Annotated in this window: 20 protein-coding genes; 7 read left to right on the forward strand and 13 right to left on the reverse strand. The window is 73.6% G+C overall.

Annotation, left to right across the window (positions count from 1 at the left end; genetic code table 11):
* Positions 1–58: 58 nt before the first annotated feature.
* Positions 59–1,081 (reverse strand): aldo/keto reductase, encoded by a 1,023-nt coding sequence (locus tag FHX73_RS41475; RefSeq protein WP_145911252.1) that lies wholly within the window; start codon positions 1,079–1,081, stop codon positions 59–61.
* A 52-nt stretch (positions 1,082–1,133) separates the two neighbouring features.
* The gene (locus tag FHX73_RS41480) at positions 1,134–2,084 is read right to left on the reverse strand and encodes an alpha/beta hydrolase family protein (RefSeq protein ID WP_145911253.1); all 951 of its coding nucleotides are present in this window, start codon (positions 2,082–2,084) and stop codon (positions 1,134–1,136) included.
* 118 nt (positions 2,085–2,202) lie between these two features.
* Here FHX73_RS41480 and FHX73_RS41485 point away from each other — a divergent pair, with 118 nt between their 5' ends.
* The 3 genes from FHX73_RS41485 to FHX73_RS41495 are packed head-to-tail and all read left to right on the forward strand — an operon-like array spanning position 2,203 to position 3,494.
* Positions 2,203–2,787 (forward strand): TetR/AcrR family transcriptional regulator, encoded by a 585-nt coding sequence (locus FHX73_RS41485; protein ID WP_145911254.1) that lies wholly within the window; start codon positions 2,203–2,205, stop codon positions 2,785–2,787.
* Entirely contained in the window at positions 2,787–3,170 is a 384-nt protein-coding gene (locus tag FHX73_RS41490) for an Imm32 family immunity protein (protein ID WP_145911255.1), read from the forward strand. The genes FHX73_RS41485 and FHX73_RS41490 overlap by 1 nt, the downstream gene beginning before the upstream one ends.
* Before the next feature lie 60 nt (positions 3,171–3,230).
* A complete protein-coding gene (locus FHX73_RS41495; protein WP_145911361.1) occupies positions 3,231–3,494 on the forward strand; it encodes a hypothetical protein in 264 nt (87 codons plus the stop codon).
* 7 nt (positions 3,495–3,501) lie between these two features.
* Here FHX73_RS41495 and FHX73_RS45340 read toward each other — a convergent pair whose 3' ends face one another.
* The 11 genes from FHX73_RS45340 to FHX73_RS41545 form a co-directional block, all read right to left on the reverse strand.
* The gene (locus FHX73_RS45340) at positions 3,502–3,690 is read right to left on the reverse strand and encodes a YciI family protein (RefSeq protein WP_170305317.1); all 189 of its coding nucleotides are present in this window, start codon (positions 3,688–3,690) and stop codon (positions 3,502–3,504) included.
* Positions 3,687–3,791 (reverse strand): YciI family protein, encoded by a 105-nt coding sequence (locus FHX73_RS47780; RefSeq protein ID WP_484140838.1) that lies wholly within the window; start codon positions 3,789–3,791, stop codon positions 3,687–3,689. Before FHX73_RS47780 ends, FHX73_RS45340 begins: the two co-directional genes overlap by 4 nt.
* Before the next feature lie 184 nt (positions 3,792–3,975).
* On the reverse strand, positions 3,976–4,758 hold the full coding sequence (locus FHX73_RS41505) for a DeoR/GlpR family DNA-binding transcription regulator (RefSeq protein WP_145911257.1): 783 nt from the start codon (positions 4,756–4,758) through the stop codon (positions 3,976–3,978).
* A 14-nt stretch (positions 4,759–4,772) separates the two neighbouring features.
* Complete coding sequence (locus FHX73_RS41510) at positions 4,773–5,609, reverse strand: carbohydrate ABC transporter permease (protein ID WP_246214202.1); 837 nt, start codon at positions 5,607–5,609, stop codon at positions 4,773–4,775.
* A gap of 4 nt (positions 5,610–5,613) precedes the next feature.
* Positions 5,614–6,570, reverse strand: coding sequence for a carbohydrate ABC transporter permease (locus FHX73_RS41515; protein WP_246214203.1), 957 nt, complete (start codon positions 6,568–6,570; stop codon positions 5,614–5,616).
* A gap of 97 nt (positions 6,571–6,667) precedes the next feature.
* The gene (locus tag FHX73_RS41520; RefSeq protein ID WP_145911258.1) at positions 6,668–7,939 is read right to left on the reverse strand and encodes an extracellular solute-binding protein; all 1,272 of its coding nucleotides are present in this window, start codon (positions 7,937–7,939) and stop codon (positions 6,668–6,670) included.
* Positions 7,940–8,333: 394 nt separating this feature from the next.
* A complete protein-coding gene (locus FHX73_RS41525) occupies positions 8,334–9,173 on the reverse strand; it encodes a class II fructose-bisphosphate aldolase (protein ID WP_145911259.1) in 840 nt (279 codons plus the stop codon).
* Between the two features lie 31 nt (positions 9,174–9,204).
* On the reverse strand, positions 9,205–10,149 hold the full coding sequence (locus tag FHX73_RS41530) for a 1-phosphofructokinase family hexose kinase (RefSeq protein WP_145911260.1): 945 nt from the start codon (positions 10,147–10,149) through the stop codon (positions 9,205–9,207).
* On the reverse strand, positions 10,146–11,126 hold the full coding sequence (locus FHX73_RS41535) for an ROK family protein (protein WP_211786499.1): 981 nt from the start codon (positions 11,124–11,126) through the stop codon (positions 10,146–10,148). The genes FHX73_RS41530 and FHX73_RS41535 overlap by 4 nt, the downstream gene beginning before the upstream one ends.
* Positions 11,123–12,004 carry an SIS domain-containing protein gene (locus FHX73_RS41540; protein ID WP_145911261.1) on the reverse strand — a complete coding sequence of 294 codons (882 nt, stop codon included), beginning with the start codon at positions 12,002–12,004 and terminating at the stop codon, positions 11,123–11,125. The genes FHX73_RS41535 and FHX73_RS41540 overlap by 4 nt, the downstream gene beginning before the upstream one ends.
* 300 nt (positions 12,005–12,304) lie before the next feature.
* Positions 12,305–14,287, reverse strand: coding sequence for a ricin-type beta-trefoil lectin domain protein (locus FHX73_RS41545; protein WP_145911262.1), 1,983 nt, complete (start codon positions 14,285–14,287; stop codon positions 12,305–12,307).
* 168 nt (positions 14,288–14,455) lie between these two features.
* Between FHX73_RS41545 and FHX73_RS41550 the strand changes: the two genes are divergently transcribed.
* The 4 genes from FHX73_RS41550 to FHX73_RS41565 all read left to right on the forward strand — a co-directional run bounded on the left by FHX73_RS41550 (position 14,456) and on the right by FHX73_RS41565 (position 17,310).
* A complete protein-coding gene (locus FHX73_RS41550) occupies positions 14,456–14,971 on the forward strand; it encodes a hypothetical protein (RefSeq protein ID WP_145911263.1) in 516 nt (171 codons plus the stop codon).
* 105 nt (positions 14,972–15,076) lie between these two features.
* Positions 15,077–15,847, forward strand: coding sequence for an MBL fold metallo-hydrolase (locus tag FHX73_RS41555; protein ID WP_145911264.1), 771 nt, complete (start codon positions 15,077–15,079; stop codon positions 15,845–15,847).
* A gap of 154 nt (positions 15,848–16,001) precedes the next feature.
* Entirely contained in the window at positions 16,002–17,042 is a 1,041-nt protein-coding gene (locus FHX73_RS41560) for an alpha/beta fold hydrolase (RefSeq protein ID WP_145911265.1), read from the forward strand.
* 58 nt (positions 17,043–17,100) lie between these two features.
* The gene (locus FHX73_RS41565; RefSeq protein WP_425461483.1) at positions 17,101–17,310 is read left to right on the forward strand and encodes a hypothetical protein; all 210 of its coding nucleotides are present in this window, start codon (positions 17,101–17,103) and stop codon (positions 17,308–17,310) included.
* The last annotated feature ends 58 nt before the right edge of the window (positions 17,311–17,368 follow it).

Raw genomic sequence — 17,368 nt, forward strand, 5'->3', positions numbered from 1 at the left:
GATGGTCCGGGCGATCATCACAGACGGGACGGACAGACCGGCCCCCGGGCCCTGCCGGTCAGCGCCGGCGGCGCAGCGCCGGGTCGAGCAGGGCGGGCGGGGTGTCGAACTTCTCCTGCGGGGCGAGGTCGGTGCCGGGGGCGACGATCGCGTCGACGGCGTCCAGCACGTCGGCGGGGAGCACGGTGTCGGCGGCGGCGAGCTGGGCGTGCAGGTGCTCGGTGGTGCGCGGCCCGATCAGCGCGCTGGTCACGGCGGGGTGCGCGGTGACGAAGCCGAGGGCGAGCTGGATCATCGTCAGGCCGGCCTGCTCGGCCACCCCGGCGAGCCGCTCGACGGCGTCCAGCCGCGCCTGGTTGGCGGGGCGGGTGAGGTCGAAGCGCTCCGGCAGCAGCGCCGCGCGGTGGGTGTCGGGCCGCCGGTCGGCGCGGATCGCGCCGGAGAGCCAGCCCGAGGCCAGCGGGCTCCAGACCAGCACGCCGAGGCCGTACTCCTCGGCCACCGGCAGCACGTGGGCCTCGGCGCCGCGCTGCAGGATCGAGTAGCTGGGCTGCTCGGTGGTGAAGCGGCCCAGCCGGTGCTCGCGGGCGGCCCACTGGGCCTGCACGATGCGGTGGGCGGGGTAGGTGGAGGAGCCGAAGGAGCGGATCTTCCCGGCGCGCTGGAGGTCGGTCAGCGCAGCGAGGGTCTCCTCGTCGTCGGTGCCCGGGTCCCAGCGGTGGATCTGGTAGAGGTCGACGTGGTCCACGCCGAGCCGGCGCAGGCTGGCGTCCAGCGCGGTGACCAGCCAGCGGCGGGAGGCGCCCCGGTGGTTGCGCTCCTCGCCGATCGGCAGGCCGGCCTTGGTGGCCAGCACCAGGTCGTCCCGGCGGCCGGCGATGGCCTTGCCGACCATCTCCTCGGACACGCCGGCGCCGTACATGTCGGCGGTGTCGATCAGGTTGATCCCGGCCGCCAGCGCGGCGTCGACGATCGCGGTGGCCTCCTGCTGGGTGGTGCGCCCGATCGGGCCGAAGTTCATCGTGCCCAGCGCGAGCGAGCTGACCTGCACGCCGGTGCGGCCCAAAGTGCGGTACTGCATGGGTGGTTCTCCGATCCTGGTGGTGCGTCTGGTGGGGCGTCAGGTGGTGGGGCTACTTGGCGTCGACGCGGCCGACGGGGTGCGGTTCGGCGGCCAGCGCCGCGCACGCCGCCGGCCAGGAGTTGTCGTCCGGGTCGAGCGCGGTGCGCAGGTAGGCGGTGGTGAACCGGCGGACGTCGGCGACGCGGGCGGGGTCCTCGTCGGTGGTCTCGGCGACGTCGTAGCCGGAGATCCCGCCGAGCCCGTGCTCCGCGCCGAACAGGGTGAGCAGGCTCTTCGGGCCGGGGGAGAGGGTGTACGGGTCGGTGTGCCAGCTCGGGCCACTGACCGTCAGGTGCGCGGAGGCGTCCCGGTCCCCGACCACCACGAGGGCGGGCGTGCTCATGGTGGAGAAGTCGGTGGTCAGGAAGAACGGGTACCGCTCGGCGGTGGCGGCGGTCAGCGCGTCGCCGCCGCGCCCGGGGGCGGCGAGCAGCACGCCCGCCTTGATGCGCGGATCGGCGAGGTCCGCCTCGCTCCCGTCGTCGGGGTCGGTGAGCCGGGCGCCCAGCAGCAGGCTCGCGGTGTGGCCGCCCATCGAGTGCCCGGCCACGGCGACCCGCTCCGGGTCGAGGCGCCCGTCGAACCCGGGCAGGGCGGCGCGGACCTCGTCGAGCCGGTCGAGCACGCGGGTCATGTCCTGGGCCCGGGAGCGCCAGTGCAGCGGTGCGCCGGGGGTGTCGGCGGGCAGGTGCAGCGTGCGCGAGTCGAGGTGGGTCGGTTGGACGACGGCGAAGCCGTGCGCGGCCCAGTGCTCGGCGAGCGGGGCGTAGCCGTGCAGCGAGGAGAGGTGGTGGGAGGGGCCGTGCCCGTGCGAGAGCAGCACGACCGGCAGGTCGCCCCCGCCGACGGGGACGGAGACGCGCAGCCGCAGGTCGACGGCGCGGTCGGGGGTCGGCAGCACGATCGGGGCGAGGGACAGGACGGTGCGGGCGTGCGGGGTTCGGGGCGTAGGGGTGCGCATGGCGATGCCCTCTTCGAGTAGAGTCGAAGCGGAACGATGTTCCGTTAACGCTTCCGACGATACGGAACACCGTTCCGTTTAGTCAACGCCCGGCGAGTCGTGTGGAAGGAGAGGGTGGATGACCACCGCGGACGAGGTCGGCGGAACGCCGGCCCGGAGCAAGCGCGCCGACGCGGTGCGCAACCGGGAGACGCTGGTCGCCGTCGCCGCCGAGGCGTTCGTCGCCTCCGGCGTCGACGTGCCGATCCGGGAGATCGCGGCCAGGGCGGGGGTCGGCGTCGCGACGATCTACCGTCACTTCCCCACCCGGGCCGACCTCGTGGTCGCCGTCTACCGCCACCAGGTCGAGTCCTGCGCGCAGGCCGGCCCGGCGCTGCTGGCCGAGGCGGAAACGCCGCTGGTGGCGCTGAGCCAGTGGATCGACCTCTTCGTCGACTTCCTGGTCACCAAGCACGGCCTCGCCGACGCCCTGCGCGCCGACAGCGGCTTCGAGACCCTGCACGCCTACTTCCTGGACCGCCTGGTCCCGGCCTGCGCGCAGCTGCTCGACGCGGCGGTCACGGCCGGCGAGATCGCGGACGGCCTGACCGCCTACGAGTTGATGCGGGGCGTCGGCAACCTCTGCATCGGCCGCCAGGACGACCCCGACTACGACCCCCGCCGCCTGATCGCCGTGCTGCTGCGCGGACTGGGGCGGTCGTGATGGTGCCTCAGGTGCTGTTCAGCGAGCGAACCAGGGAGCTGAAACTCTCCGGCACCCGGCCGGAACTGCGCCTGGTCGGGCAGCTGCTCCGGGAGCTGGCCGGCGGCTGCGCGCTCGCCGGCAGCCCGGACCCCGCGCCGTACGACGCGGCGCTGGCGCGGTTCGCGTGCCGGGAGGAGCCGGAGCGCGACACCGTCTCGATCGTCGCGGACGGCCCGGTGCTGCGGGTCACCGGCGGCCGGGCCGCCCTCGACCTGTTCGCCGCCGAGATCGAGAGCTTCGCCGACGAGGCCGACCCGTCCGACCACGAGCACGTCGAGCACCCGAGCTTCGACTGGGTGGCGGAAGGCTCCGACCCCCTGGTGCTCGCGTTCACCCGGTGACGCCGGGGCGCCGTTGTCGGTGGCGCGCGGGATGCTGGCCGGGTGGATGAGGAACAGCTGATGCGCGGCCGGGTCTACGGCACCGACCACGACGACCCCGACCCCGGCCCGCGCCCCGGACACGCCTACCGCCAGCTGGTGGCCGGCCCGCTCGACGGCCTGCTGCTCGACGTCACCGGCTGGACCGAGGCCGAACTCGCCGCGGGTGCCGCCCTGCCCACCGAGATCGGCGCCCACGGCCCGGGCGGCCGGGCCCGCTACGGTCCCCGGCCGGGCGACCCGCGCCGCTGGGACTGGCAGGGCGACGTCGGCGAGGTGCCCTGAGGTCGGGTCAGTCGCCGAGGTGGCCGACCAGCGACCCGAGCACCGGGTCCCAGTGCTCGATCCGGACGTGTTCGAGCACGCCCTCCCGCGCGTACGGGTCGCCGTCCACCAGCCCCCGGACCTCGGCCTCGCTCCCGGCCCGGAAGATCAGCAGCCCGCCGGTGTCCCGGACCAGCGGCCCGCACAGCACGATCACCCCCGGTCGGCCAGCCCCGCCAGGTACTCGCGGTGCGTGGGCCGCACCGGGAGGTGGCGGCGGTCGGCGGTGAAGGTGTACTCGACGACGTAGTAGGCCACGGGGCCCTCCGCATGGGTGCGTGCGACGGTGCGTCACCGCCGCGGTGGGAAGCGGGTGAGCGCCGAGGCGGTGCCCCGGCGCTCACCCGCATGACATCACTGGAAGTGGATGTCGTAGTAGCCCTGGCCCGAAACGTACCTGAACACCCGTCAGATCACGTCCCGCAGTGGCGCCGAGGCGTCGTCAGACCAGGTGCACCTCGATGCCGGCGGCGCGCAGGGCGGCGACCAGGTGGGCGGGGGCGTCGGTGTCGGTGACCAGGACGTCGATCTCGCTGGGTGGGCAGACGGTGGCGAAGGCGCGGCGGCCGAGTTTGCTGGAGTCGGCGACGATCACCACGGTGTGCGCGCGGCGGGCCATCGCCTGGTTGATGCCGGCCTCGGTCTCCTCCACGGTGGAGGCGCCGGTGCGCGGGTCCAGGGCGTTGACGCCGAGGATCGCGTAGTCGAGCGAGATGGTCTCCAGGACCAGCGAGGCCAGCGGGCCGACCAGCTCGTACGAGGCCGGGCGGGCGATCCCGCCGGTGACCACGGTCTTGACGTGGGGTCGGACGGCGAGCTCGCTCGCGATGTTGATGGCGTTGGTGACCAGGGTGAGCGAGACCTCGTGGCCGGTCAGCAGGTCGGGCCGGGTGGCGAGTTCGCGGGCCACCTCCGAGGTGGTGGTGCCGCCGGTGAGGCCGACCACCGCCCCGGCGGGCACCAGGGCGGCGGCGGCCCGGGCGATCCGCACCTTCTCGTCGGCCCGGCGGGAGGACTTGTAGCGCAGCGGCAGGTCGTAGCTGACGCCGGCCGGCACCGCGCCGCCGTGGGTGCGGGTGAGCAGCTGCTGGTGGGCGAGTTCGCGCAGGTCCCGGCGGACGGTGGCGGCGGACACCCCCAGCTGCTCGGCCGCTTCGGTCACGTCGATCCGGTGCCGGTCGCCGAGCATGTCCAGCAGGCGGGCCCGTCGGGTGTGGGTGGTCATGGCGCGCCGTCCCGCTACTTCACCGAGCCGGCGGTGAGCCCGGCCACCACGTGGCGCTCGATCGCGGCGAACAGCACCACCACCGGCACGATCGCGACCAGCGAGGCGGCGAACATGTAGTTCCACTGCGGGTGGTAGGCGCCGATCATCGAGTCGATTCCGACGGTGAGCGGCTGCTTGGACGGGGTGTTGACCAGGATCAGGCCCATCACGAACTCGTTCCAGGCCGTGATGAAGGTGAAGATCACGCAGGTGATCACGCCGGGCAGGGCGAGCGGCAGGGTGACCTTGAACAGGGCGCCGACCCGGCCGGTGCCGTCGATCATCGCCGCCTCCTCCAGCTCCGCCGGGATGGAGGAGATGTAGGCGGAGAGGATCCAGACCGCGAAGGCGAGGCTGAACGCGGCGTTGGCCAGGATCAGGGTCAGGTCCGAGTCCATCATGTTCAGCGAGGTGAACTCGCGGGCCAGGCCGACCTGGAGGGCGGTGGGCTGGAACATCTGGGTGATCAGCACCAGCAGCAGGAAGGCGGTGCGGCCGCGGAACCTGATCCGGGCGGTGTAGTAGGCGGCGGGCAGCGCGACCAGCAGGGTGAGCAGGGTGGCGCCGCCGGCGACCAGGAGGGAGACCTCCAGGTTGGTGCCGATGGTGGTCTTCGACCAGACGTCGACGAAGTTGTTCCAGGCGAAGTGGTGCGGCAGGTAGCCGTTGTCGCGCAGCTCGCCGGCGGGGCGGGCGGCGGTGATCACCATCTCCAGGTAGGGGGCCAGGAACACCGCCGCCAGCAGCCAGGCGAGGGCGGTGATCAGGGCTGTCTTCAGGGGCAAGCGGGTCTTGAGCGCAGCGGACACGGTGTCAGTTCTCCTCGTTCCAGCGGCTGACCTTGAGGAAGAGCAGCACCATGACGATCACGACGGCGAAGTTGACCACCGACATCGCGGCGGCCTCGCCGACGTCGGTCTGGCCGAGGACGTACATGAAGACGGTGGAGGTGGCGGTGTCGGTGTTCGGCCCGCCCTGGGTCATGCCCCAGATCACCGGGAAGGAGTTGAAGACGTTGATCAGGTTGATCACCAGGGCGACCAGGAAGGAGGGGCGCAGCAGCGGCAGGGTGATCCGCCAGTAGGTCTGCCACTTGCCGGCGCCGTCCACCCGGGCGGCCTCGTAGACCTCGCCGGGCACGGTCTGCAGGCCGGCCAGCAGGGTGTAGGTGGTGAACGGCAGCGAGACGAAGACCGCGACCAGGATCAGCCAGGGCTTGGAGTGCGCGGCGTCACCGGTCCAGTTCTGCGCGGAGGAGATCAGGCCGAGGTCGATCATCAGCCGGTTCAGCACCCCGGCCACCTCGTCGAGCATCCAGCGGAACCCGATCGAGGTGACGATCACCGAGGCGGCCCAGGGGACGATCAGCGCCCAGCGGGTGAACCGGCGGCCCGGGAACTGCTGGTTGTACAGCTGGGCCAGGGCGAGCGAGATCGCCATGGTGAAGCCGACCACCAGCACCGTCCAGACGATGGTCCACAGCATCACCGCGCCGAGCCGGGGGTCGGCGAAGAGCTTCTGGTAGCGGCCGGCGCCGTTGAAGCCGAAGTCGATGCCCAGGCCGCTGATCTTGTGCGTGGAGGTGATCACCATCTCGACCACCGGCCAGACCACGACCAGCAGGATCAGCGCGACGCACGGGCCGATCCACGGCCACGGGCCGAGCCGGGCGAGGGTGTTGCGGGCGCCGGGCCGGCTGGCCCGCGGGCTGGGGGCGGGTCGGCCCGGTGGCGGGGGAGCCGGGGGTGCTGCGGTGGTCTGCTCGGACACGGGGGCGTTCTCCTGACGGTTCGGGACAGCCGGCTGGGCGGGGGAAGCGGCGGCGGGCCCCACAGCCCGCCGCCGCGGGTCTCACTTCCCGTCCGGACTACTGGCCGGCCTGCTGCGCGGCCTTCTGGAGGGTGGAGAGCACGCCCTGCGGGTCCTTCAGGGCACCGCCGATCTGGGTCTTCACCTGGGAGTTGACGGTGTCCCAGGCCGGGTTCGAGACCGGCACGAACTGGGCGGTGGGCAGCGCGTTCAGGAACGGCACCAGGGCCGGCACGTCGGTCTGCACCTGCTGCACGGCGTCCTTGGTGACCGGCAGCAGGTCGTACTCCTCGTCGAACTTGACCTGGTTGCCCTTCTGGAAGGCGAAGTCCAGGAAGGCCTTGATCTGCTCGGCGTGGCCGCCGGGCTTGAAGCCGTAGATCCAGTCGCCCACGCCCAGGGTCTGCGGGGCCTGGCCGGCCTGGGCGGTCGGCAGCGGGGCCCAGGTGACGTTGAGGTTGTTCTTCTTGACGTCGTCCAGCTGGATCGGCATCCCGTTGAGCATGCCGACCTTGCCGGAGGCGAAGTCGGCGTAGAGGTCGGTGCGCTTGACCGCGCCCGGGTCCTTCTCGGTCAGGCCCGCGTCGACCCACTTGCCGAGCTGCTGGAAGGTGGCCACGTTGGCGGGCGAGTCGATGGTCCACTTGCCCGAGGCGTCGGTGTAGCCGCCGCCGTTGTTCATCTCCCACATGAAGGACTCGGCCTGCGCCTCCTCCGAGCCCAACGGCAGGCCGAGCGGCACCTCGACGCCGGCCGCCTTCAGCGCCTTGGCGTCGGTCTCCACGTCCGCCCAGGTCTTCGGGGCGACGGCCTGGGCGCCGTTCATCGGCAGGCCGGCCTTCTGCCAGAGCGCGTTGTTGATCAGGAAGGCGCGGGAGGAGGAGACGAACGGGATGCCGTAGGCGGTGCCGCCCTGCTGGCCGGCCTTGGCCAGGGCGGGCACCAGGTCGTTCTGCACGGAGGGGTCGAGCACCTGGTCGGCGCTGTAGAGCAGGCCGTTCTGGGCGAAGCTGGCGTAGCCGGGGCCCTCGACGACGTCCGGGTACTGCTTGTTCTGCACCATCGTGGACAGCTTCGCGCTGATGTCGTTCCAGTTGATCACCTGGAGGTCGACCTTGATCTTCGGGTTGGCCTGCTCGAAGGCCTGGATCACGCCGTCCCAGTACGCCTGGCTGGGGTTCTCGCCGTTGGAGCCGTAGTCCGCCGTGACGACCTTGATGGTCGTGGTGCCGTCCGCGGAGGTCCCGCCGCTGTTGCCGCCGCCGCACGCGGTCAGGGCGAGCGCGGCCGCCGCGGTGGTGGCGCACGCGGTCCAGAGACGCTTGTTCATGTGACTGCTCCTTCACCGCGGAAGCCGGCGGGTGAGGGAGGGCCGGCGTCCGGGAGGGTCGGTTCGTTCGTGAGGGGGGTGGTGCTGTGCCGCGGGGCGGCGCCTCGGGAAGGCGGTGCTCCGGGATGGCGGTGGGCTCTGCGGGGGCGGGGGACCGGCGTCCGCGGCGGTGGTGGACCGTCCGCAGGGGGTCAGGGTTCCGCCCGTTGTGGCAGTGATGTTAGAGACCCGAGCGGGTCGAAGAACAGACCTTGGTGCGCATTACTGCGTAACTTCTTGATTAAGCAGTCAGAAGTGCGCACGAGTAAGCGCACCAAGTGCGCAGTGCGCGCGGGGCGGGAGACGCCGGACCGGGGCGCGGCGCTCCCGCCCGGGCACGGGAGCTGACGGGGGGTCAGCGCCCGGCGCCGAGCACCCCGAGCAGCCGGGCGACCTCGGCCGCCGTCGCCTCCCGGGCCGGGCCCAGGTAGCGGCGGGTGTCCACCAGCGCGGCCTGCGCGCCGAGCGCCTCGCGCACCGCGGCCGTGAAGACCGCGTTCAGGTGCGTGGCGATGTTCACCTTGGTCATGCCGCGCCGGACCGCCTCGCTCAGGTGCTCGTCCGCGACCCCCGACGACCCGTGCAGCACCAGCGGCACCGGCACGCCGGCCCGCAGCGCGCCGATCAGCTCGAAGTCCAGCGCGGCGTCCCTGGTGAGCATGGCGTGCGAGGTGCCGACGGCGACCGCCAGCGCGTCCACGCCGGTCGCGGCGACGAACTCCGCCGCCTCGCCCGGATCGGTGCGGGCGCCGGGCGCGTGCACGCCGTCCTTGCCGCCCACCTCGCCCAGCTCCGCCTCGACCCAGCAGCCCGCCGCGTGGCAGCGGGCGGCGATCTCGGCGGTCGCCGCGACGTTCTCGGCGTACGCCAGCTTCGAGGCGTCGAACATCACCGAGCCGAAGCCCAGCGCGACCGCCTCGGCGACCAGCTCGGTGCTGGTCGCGTGGTCCAGGTGGACGGCGACCGGCACGGTGGCCGCCTCCGCGACGGCCAGGGCGGCGCGGCCTATCGGCGCCAGCGCGCCGTGGTAGCGCACCGCGTTCTCGCTGATCTGCAGGATCACCGGCGCGTTCGCCGCCTGCGCGCCCGCGACGATCGCCTGGGCGTGTTCCAGCTGGATGACGTTGAACGCGCCGACTCCGCGGCCGGTGGCGGCGGCCTCGGCGACCAGCGCGCCGGTTCCGATCAGGGGCATGGCAGGACTCCTTGGTGGATCAACTGACGGTTCATCGGGTCGGGGTCGACGGGGTGGATGGGGTGTGAGCGGTGACCGCCACCTGCTCGCGCAGGCGCCGGTGGAGCGCGGCGTCGAAGCTGCCGGCCAGCGGCGCGGCGACCGCGGCCGCCGACAGCGCGACCGCCCGGGCCAGCGCGGACGGCCAGTCGGTGCCGGCCAGCAGGCCCGCCGCGAGCGCGGCCACCGCCGCGTCCCCGGCGCCGGTCGGATTGCCGGCCACCGGGTGCGGCGGCCGCGCCCGCCAGCTGCCCTCCGGGGTGACGGCGAGCAGGCCCTCGGCGCCCAGCGAGGCGACCACCGACCGGGCGCCGGCCTCGCGCAGCCGGGCGATCGCCGCCTGCGGATCGGCCTCGCCGGTGGTGGCGCGCAGCTCGTCGGCGTTCGGCTTGATCAGCGCCGGCCGCTCGGGCAGGGCGGCGAGCAGCGGTTCGCCCTCGGCGTCCAGCACGGTCGGCAGCCCGTGCTCGCCGGCGATCCGCAGCAGCTGTGCGTAGGCGTCCACCGGTAGGCCCGGCGGCAGGCTGCCGGAGAGCACCACCACCCGCGCGGAGCGCACCAGCTCGGCGAACCGGGCGGTGAAGGCCCGCCACTGACCCGGGGTCACCCGCGGGCCGGGCTCCAGCAGGACCGAGGTCTCGCCGGCCTGCTCGTCGACCACGGCGACGGTGCGCCGGCTCTCCCCGGCGACCGTCACCATGGCGTCCGGCAGCGCGGCGTCGGCCAGTTCCAGCCGGATCGCCCGGCCGGTCGCGCCGCCCACCAGGCCGGTGACCTCGGCGGGGTGGCCGAGCGTGCGCAGCACCCGGGCCACGTTGATGCCCTTGCCGCCGGCCCGCTCGGCCACCGCCAGCACCCGGGTGCTGCCGCCCACCTGCAGCCGCTCCACCCGGTAGGTCACGTCCAGCGCGGCGTTCAGCGTCACGGTGAGGATCACTCGCGCTCACCCGCCCCGACCAGGTCGGCCCGGTCCGCCGCCGTGCGCTCCAGCAGGTCCAGGGCGAGCAGGCCGGCGCCCAGGCTGCCCGCCCGGTGGCCCAGCTCCGCCGGGACCAGCTCGGGCGCGGCCTGGAAGGTGAGCCGCTCGGCCAGCGCGGCGCGCAGCGGATCGAGCAGCGCGGCGCCGGCCCGCGACAGGCCGCCGCCGATCACCACCCGCTGCGGATCCAACAGGGTCACGGCCGCGAGCAGCCCGTCGGCCAGCGCCGCCACCGCCTCGCGCCAGACCCGCGCGGCGACCGCGTCGCCGGCCCGGGCCCGCTGCTGCACCTGCTCGGCGCTGACCTGCTGCTGCGGGGGCAGGCCGGTGAGCTGGCGGTACCGGCGGGCGATCGCCGAGGCGGAGGCGATCGCCTCCACGCAGCCCCGGGCCCCGCACGCGCACGGCGGCCCGTCCGGCCGCACCACCAGGTGCCCGACCTCGCCCGCCCCGCCGTGCCCGCCCAGCAGCGCCCGGCCGTTCAGCAGCACCGCGCCCGCGATGCCGGTGCCGACCGGAACGAACAGGAACGAGCGGCAGCCGCGCCCGGCACCGAGCCGGGCCTCCGCGATGCCGCCCGCCCGCACGTCGTGGCCGACCGCGACCGGCAGGCCGAGCTCCTCCTCGGCCCACCGGCGCACCGGCACGTCCCGCCAGCCCAGGTTCGCCGAGTAGCGGCAGACGCCTGACGCCTCGTCGACGATGCCCGGCACGGCGATGCCCACCGCCGCCGGCCGGAACCGGCGGGCCAGCCCGCCGGCCAGCGCCAGGATGGTCTCCAGCACGGCGTCGGGGCCGCGCTCGGCCCGGGTGTCGGCGCTCTCGGTGTGCAGCGGGGTGCCGTCGGCCGTCAGCACGGCCGCCTTGACGTGCGTGCCGCCGACGTCGAGCGCGACCACCGGCCGGTCGCCGGGAGGGCGGCGCGGGGTGGTCACGGGGTGGCCAGGATGATCGAACGGGTCAGGTTGCGCGGCTGGTCCGGGTCCAGGCCCTGCGCCTCGGCGAGCGCGACGGCCACCCGCTGGGCGCGCACCAGGTCGGCCAGCGGGTCGATGCCGCCCAGCCAGACCTCGGCGCCGGTGGCGGCGATCTGCTCCAGCAGGCCCTCCGGCGCCTCGCCGAAGAACCAGACCACGCCGCCCGGCGCGCTGACGCTGATCGGACCGTGCCGGTACTCCATCGCCGGGTAGGACTCGGTCCACGCGCCCGCGGCCTCGCGCAGCTTGAGCGCGGCCTCGTTGGCCAGCCCGATGGTCCAGCCGGTGCCGAGGAAGGTGAACTGGCGGGCCGCCAGCGCGGCCGCAGGGAGCTCGCCGGCGACGGCGTCGGCCGCCTGCTCGGGCAGGTCGGCCGGGGTCAGGCCGAGGCTGCTGCGCAGCAGCACCAGGGTGGTGGTGGCGAACCGGGTCTGCACGACCGACTGCTCGTCGGCGAAGGACAGGTCCACGATCGTGTCGGCGGCGCCGGTGATCGGGGTCGCCAGGTCCCCGGTGATCGCGGTGGTGGGGATGCCGGCGGCGCGGGCCCGGGCCAGCGCCGCGAGCACCTCGGTGGTGGTGCCGGAGCGGGTGATCGCCAGCAGGCGGTCGTAGCGGCGGGCGGCCGGGTACTCGGAGGCGGCGAAGGCGTCCGTCTCGCCGAGGCCGGCGGCCTCGCGCAGCACGGCGTAGGCCTGGGCGACGTAGAGCGAGGTGCCGCAGCCGACGACGGCGACGCGCTCGCCCGGCTTGGGCAGCCCGGCGGGTTCGAGGGCCATCGCGGTGCGCCAGCACTCGGGCTGGCTGGCGATCTCGGTGGCGACGTGGGTGGTCATGGGCGGGTCCTTCCACGGCGTCCCGCGCCTGCGGCGCGGAACGGGAGCGGGTGCGGGTGCTGGGGATCGGAGCGCGGCGGAACTGGCTGCGCGAAAAACGTGTGCGTGAAGATGCAGCTTTTATAGACCAAACGAGCAACATTGAGCAATGCTGATCGGAGTATGGACTTTGCGAGCAAGGAGGCGAGGGCAGACGAGGGGAGGCGAGGGCAGGGGAGGGCCGACGAGGGTGCGCGGCAGCGCTCAGCGAGAAGGCCCCCGGCTTGTCAGCCGGGGGCCGGATCACGCGAGTGGGAGGGGTCAGGCCGCGGGCGGCGTGTTGTACGGGGCGGCCCAGGACTGGTTGGTCTGGATGTTGTCGGGCGCGGCGCCGCAGGAGTACAGGTCCACGGGGGTGCCGGAGGTGGTGGTCGAACCGCTGTAGACGTCCAGGCACTGGCTGGTGCCGGCGAGCTTCAGGTTGCCGTCGCGGTCGTAGCTCCAGCTCTGCCGGCCGGGCGCGGAGCCGCAGGCGGCGACGCCGACCCACTGGCCCTGCTGACCGTTGATCACCCCGGTGCTCGCCGAACTCTGCGCGGTCAGGCACAGGTTGGCCGCGCCGGTCTGGAGCAGCTGGACGGAGCCGTCAGCGTTCATCTGCCACTGCTGGTTGGAGGTGCCGCTGCACGGGTAGACGTCGACGGCCGTGTTGCTGGTGCGGGACTGGTAGTTGTCCAGGCAGAGCGACTCCTTGCTCCAGTCGTCGCGGGCCGCGGTGATCTGGCCGCGCGGGGTGGCGGTGCTGCCGCTGGGCGGGGTGATCTTGAACATCGCGCTGTCGTGCGAGGCGATGGTCAGCGGGACGGTGCCGGTGGAGCTGCTGGTGCTGTGCGCCCACAGGTCGCGCACGGTGTAGCTCGCGCCGGTGGTGTCGAAGCCGACGGCGTTCAGGTTCAGCGTGTAGTTCGCGGTCGAGGCGCCCTTGTTGGTCACCACGACGGCGCGGCTGCCGTCGGCCAGCGGCTTGACCACGACGTCGATGCCGCTCGCGGCGGCCGGGGTGCCGTCGGCGTTGGCCGCGCCGCCCGAGACGCGGTAGCCGCCCGCGCCCAGCGGGTCCTGGTCGACCGCGATGACCTCGGTGTTGCCCAGGATGCCGAGCGAGGCGGTCAGGTGCGCCGCCTCGGCGGGGTGGGAGGAGATGTAGGAGGGCTCGAACTTGCGGGCGTCGGTGGAGATGGTCAGCGGCGCGGCCAGCGCGGAGAACAGCGACATCTGGCTGCGCTCCTCGGCGGTGGTCATGCCGTTGTCGCCGATCAGCAGCATGTCCGGGTTGCTCCAGTTGCCCGGGCCCTGGTAGCGGCTGTACTCCAGGGTGTTGTCGAAGCTCTGGTAGGCGCCGAAGTTGTAGCCGCCGCTCTGCAGCGCCTGGTTCCACGGGTCCTTGCCGTCGCCGTAGGTCCAGATGTCCGGGCCGACCCGCCAGAGCTGGCCGAGCGGCCGGACCCAGTTCATCGCGGCGGACTTGGTCGAGCCGTTGCCGTACCCGGCGGGCGCGGAGATGTCGAAGGCGACGTTGGGCGTGGCGGTGCCGGCGGCGTTGGCGTTGGCGACGGCGGTGGCGAGGTCGCCGGACATCCGGGTGTCCAGGGTCTGCACCGGCTCCTGGTCGCCGCAGTTGTCGTACTTGAGCTGGTCGACGCCCCAGGCGACGAAGGAGTTCGCGTCGTTCTGCTCGTAGTACTCGCTGCCGTTGGGCAGGTTGGGCGCGGTCGGCGCGGCGGTGGAGCAGGTGTGGGTGCCGGAGGTCTCGTAGATGCCGAACTTGGCACCGAGGCCGTGCAGGTAGTCGCCGTAGGCGGTCAGCTCGGAGTCGAAGCCCGGCTGCCTGGTGGTGTCGCGCACGTCGGTGGCGCCGCCCCAGTTGAGCGCGCCGTGAAGGTAGCCGGAGCTGTTGCGGTACATCCAGCAGTCGTCGACGGTGACGGTCTTGTATCCGTCGGCGATCAGACCGGTGTCGGACAGCGCCTTGGCGTTGTCCTCCATGTACTGCTGGAACGAGTAGCCGAGCTGCGGCGAGCCGTCCAGCGGCGCCTGGGGCGTGCACTCGGTGCGCGCCCAGTCGTTGAAGCCCATCGGGGGCACGGCTGCGAGCGGCCCGTTCGGGGAGGCCGAGGCGGTGTAGTTGGCGGCCGGCTGGCTCACGCCGTCGTTCGCGAGTGCCTGTGGCACGGCGAGCGGACTGGCGAGCAGGGCGGCGGCGATGAGGGCTGGGGCGGTGCGGTGCAGGAGGCGGTTGGCCATGGAGAAGCCGTCCTTGTGAGGGGTTTATGATCGATGCTGCTGCAAAGTAGCGAGAAACGCGCAGCTTTGCTCAACTGCTGTGGCCAGAGTGTTGGGGTAGAGGGGTGCTGCCGTCAAGACGTCGACGCGGGGGAGTTTCGCGCCGGGCGGGCCGGTAGCCTCTCGCGGGTGACCGACGACCTCGACGCCTGGAACCGGCTCGCCGCCCTGCTGCCGCCGGCCGAGGCCGGGCAGGTCGCGGACTGCTGGCAGATCGGCGAGCAGGAGGCGGGCCTCGGCCTGCTCGTCACCGGACTGCTCGCCCACCGCATCCCGATCGACGGGGCCACCCGCGCCGAGATCGCGGTGATCGCCGAGGCCTGGGGCGAGCGCGCGACGCTCGCGCCCGCGCTGGCCCGGTGCGTGGGCGCCGGCGGGCCCGACCGGCTGGTCCTGCTGGCGGAGCAGGCTCGGGGCGCGGGTGCGGATGCGGAGGTGTCCGGGTCCGTCCGGGTGCCGTGGATCGCCTGCACGGGATGCGGCGCGGTGCTGACGCGCCTGCACGAGTGGGAGCCGTGGGGCGAGTTGTCGTACCTCGCGCTCGGCTACCTGATCACCTCGGCCGACGGGAGCGCCGTGCTGCGCCGGTTCCCGGACGACGCCGTGGACCGGGCCTTCGCCGCGCTGCTGGCGCACCCCTGCTGACCCACCGTCGCCTCCGGTGCGCGGTACGGTACGCCCGCCCCCCGGCGCCGCGGCTCCCTCCTGCCCGGCGCCCGGCCGACCGCAGCGAGAGGAACGCCACCGACCATGCCGAAGACCCTGCGCGACGAGGACCTGGTCCGCGTCGATGACCACGTGTACGCGGTCGCCGGAAGCAACACCAACTGGGTGATCGTCAAGGACGGCGACAGCTGCACCCTGATCGACACCGGCTACCCCGGCGACCACGACGCGCTGCTCGCTTCGTTGGCCGCCGTCGGGCTGGGCCCCGAGGCGGTGGCCGCCGTGCTGGTGACCCACGCGCACAACGACCACATCGGCGCGGCCGAGCGCCTGCGCGTCGGCCACGGTGTGCCGGTGCTGATGCACGAGGAGGAGGTGCCGCACGCCCGGCGGGACTTCCTGGACCAGGTGACGCTGGGTCAGGTGTTCGCCAGGGCCTGGCGGCCGGGGGTGGCGGCGTGGGCGAAGCACGCGCTGGCGGCGGGCGGGAAGGTGCCGGTGCCCGTGCTGGAGCCGCAGGCCTTTCCGGCGCCCGGTGCGCTCGACCTGCCCGGGGCGCCGGTGCCCGTGCACACGCCCGGACACACCAGGGGGCACTGCGCCTACCTGCTGCCCGGCAGCGGCATCCTGATCAGCGGCGACTCGCTGGTGACGGGTCATCCGACCACGCGGGTCACCGGCCCGCAGCTGCTGCCCGCGATGTTCCACCACGACCGGCCGGCGGCGGAGCGGGCGCTCGCGGTGCTGGGCGAGCTGGACGCGGACGTCCTGGTGCCCGGTCACGGGCCGGTGCACCGCGGCTCGGTGTGCGAGGCGGCGGCGCTGGCCCGGGAGCGCGCCCAGCGGTTGTGGTAGCGGCACTGTCGGTGCGTCAGTTGGTGTCCGCCGCACCGCGACAGAGATGAGTAACCTCCTTGACCGGTTACGCGCGGCGTGGCACAGTCATGACGTCACGCACCGCGCCGGCGGCGGGCGGCACCGCCCCGGCCAGCACCCAAGGAGGCTCCCCATGATCGACAGGCGCACCTTCTCCAAGGCCGTCGGCCTGGGCGCACCCACCGCCCTCGCGGTCTCCGGGTCGCTGGGTGCGCCGGCCGCCGCGGCCGCCGCGGCCGCCGCGCCGGAGCCCGCCGGCTCCACGCACACCGGCTTCCCGGTCCTGAAGCAGGTCGATGCCGGTGTGCTGAACGTCGGTTACGCCGAGGCGGGCCCCGCGCACGGGCCGGTGGTGATCCTGCTGCACGGCTGGCCGTACGACATCCACAGCTACGTGGACGTCGCGCCGCTGCTGGCCGCCCGCGGCTACCGGGTGATCGTGCCCTACCTGCGCGGGCACGGCAGCACCCGCTTCCGGTCCGACCGGACCGTGCGCAACGCCCAGCAGTCGGCGGTGGCCCTGGACATCGTGGCCCTGATGGACGCGCTGCGGATCGAGCGGGCGGTGCTGGCCGGCTTCGACTGGGGGTCGCGGACGGCCGACATCATCGCCGCGCTCTGGCCCGAGCGGGTCAAGGCGCTGGTCTCGGTGGGCGGATACCTCGTCACCAACCTGGCGGCCCAGCAGAAGCCGCTCGCTCCGAAGGCCGAGTACGCCTGGTGGTACCAGTACTACTTCGCGACCGAGCGCGGCCGCCTCGCGATGGAGGACGCCACCGACCGCACGCAGCTGTGCCGGTTGGTCTGGCAGACCGTCTCGCCCACCTGGCACTTCGACGACGCGACCTTCGCCCGGACCGCCGCCGCCTTCGACAACCCCGACTACCCGGCCATCGTGATCCACAACTACCGGTGGCGGCTCGGCCTGGCGGACGGCGAGCGGCAGTACGACCAGTACGAGCGGCAGCTCCAGGCGCGGCCGGTGATCACGGTGCCGACCGTCACCCTGGACGCCGAGCTGGACCCGTTCACCGCGCCGGGCGACGGCGCCGCCTACCGGGACCGGTTCACCGGCCCGTACCAGCACCACACCCTGGCCGGCATCGGCCACAACCTGCCGCAGGAGGCGCCGGGCGCGTTCGCCCGCGCGGTGCTGACGGCGGACCGGCTCTGATCCGACGGAGCCCGTCCCACCAGGCAGGACCCAGTCGCACACCGATCGGAGGAAGACCGTGGGAACCATCGTGAAGACCGGTCCGCAGGCGCCGGACGCCGCCGCCGAGGCCCGCCGGGCGCGGTTCGGGAAGCTGCCCGAGCGCGTCGCGTACGCGGACCTGGTCGAGGAACGCCCCGCCGGACCGCGCGACCCCGCCGGGACGGGGTACGACCCGCAGAGCGCGTGGCTGCACTACTCCTGCCTCGCCGTGGACCTAGGCCTGTAGCGAAAACGTCACCTGATGAACCGGTGACGAGGGGGCGAGGTTGGCTGCTCCCTCGTCA

Origin of the sequence: Kitasatospora viridis (assembly GCF_007829815.1) — a bacterium.
GTDB classification, from domain to species: Bacteria; Actinomycetota; Actinomycetes; order Streptomycetales; family Streptomycetaceae; genus Kitasatospora; species Kitasatospora viridis.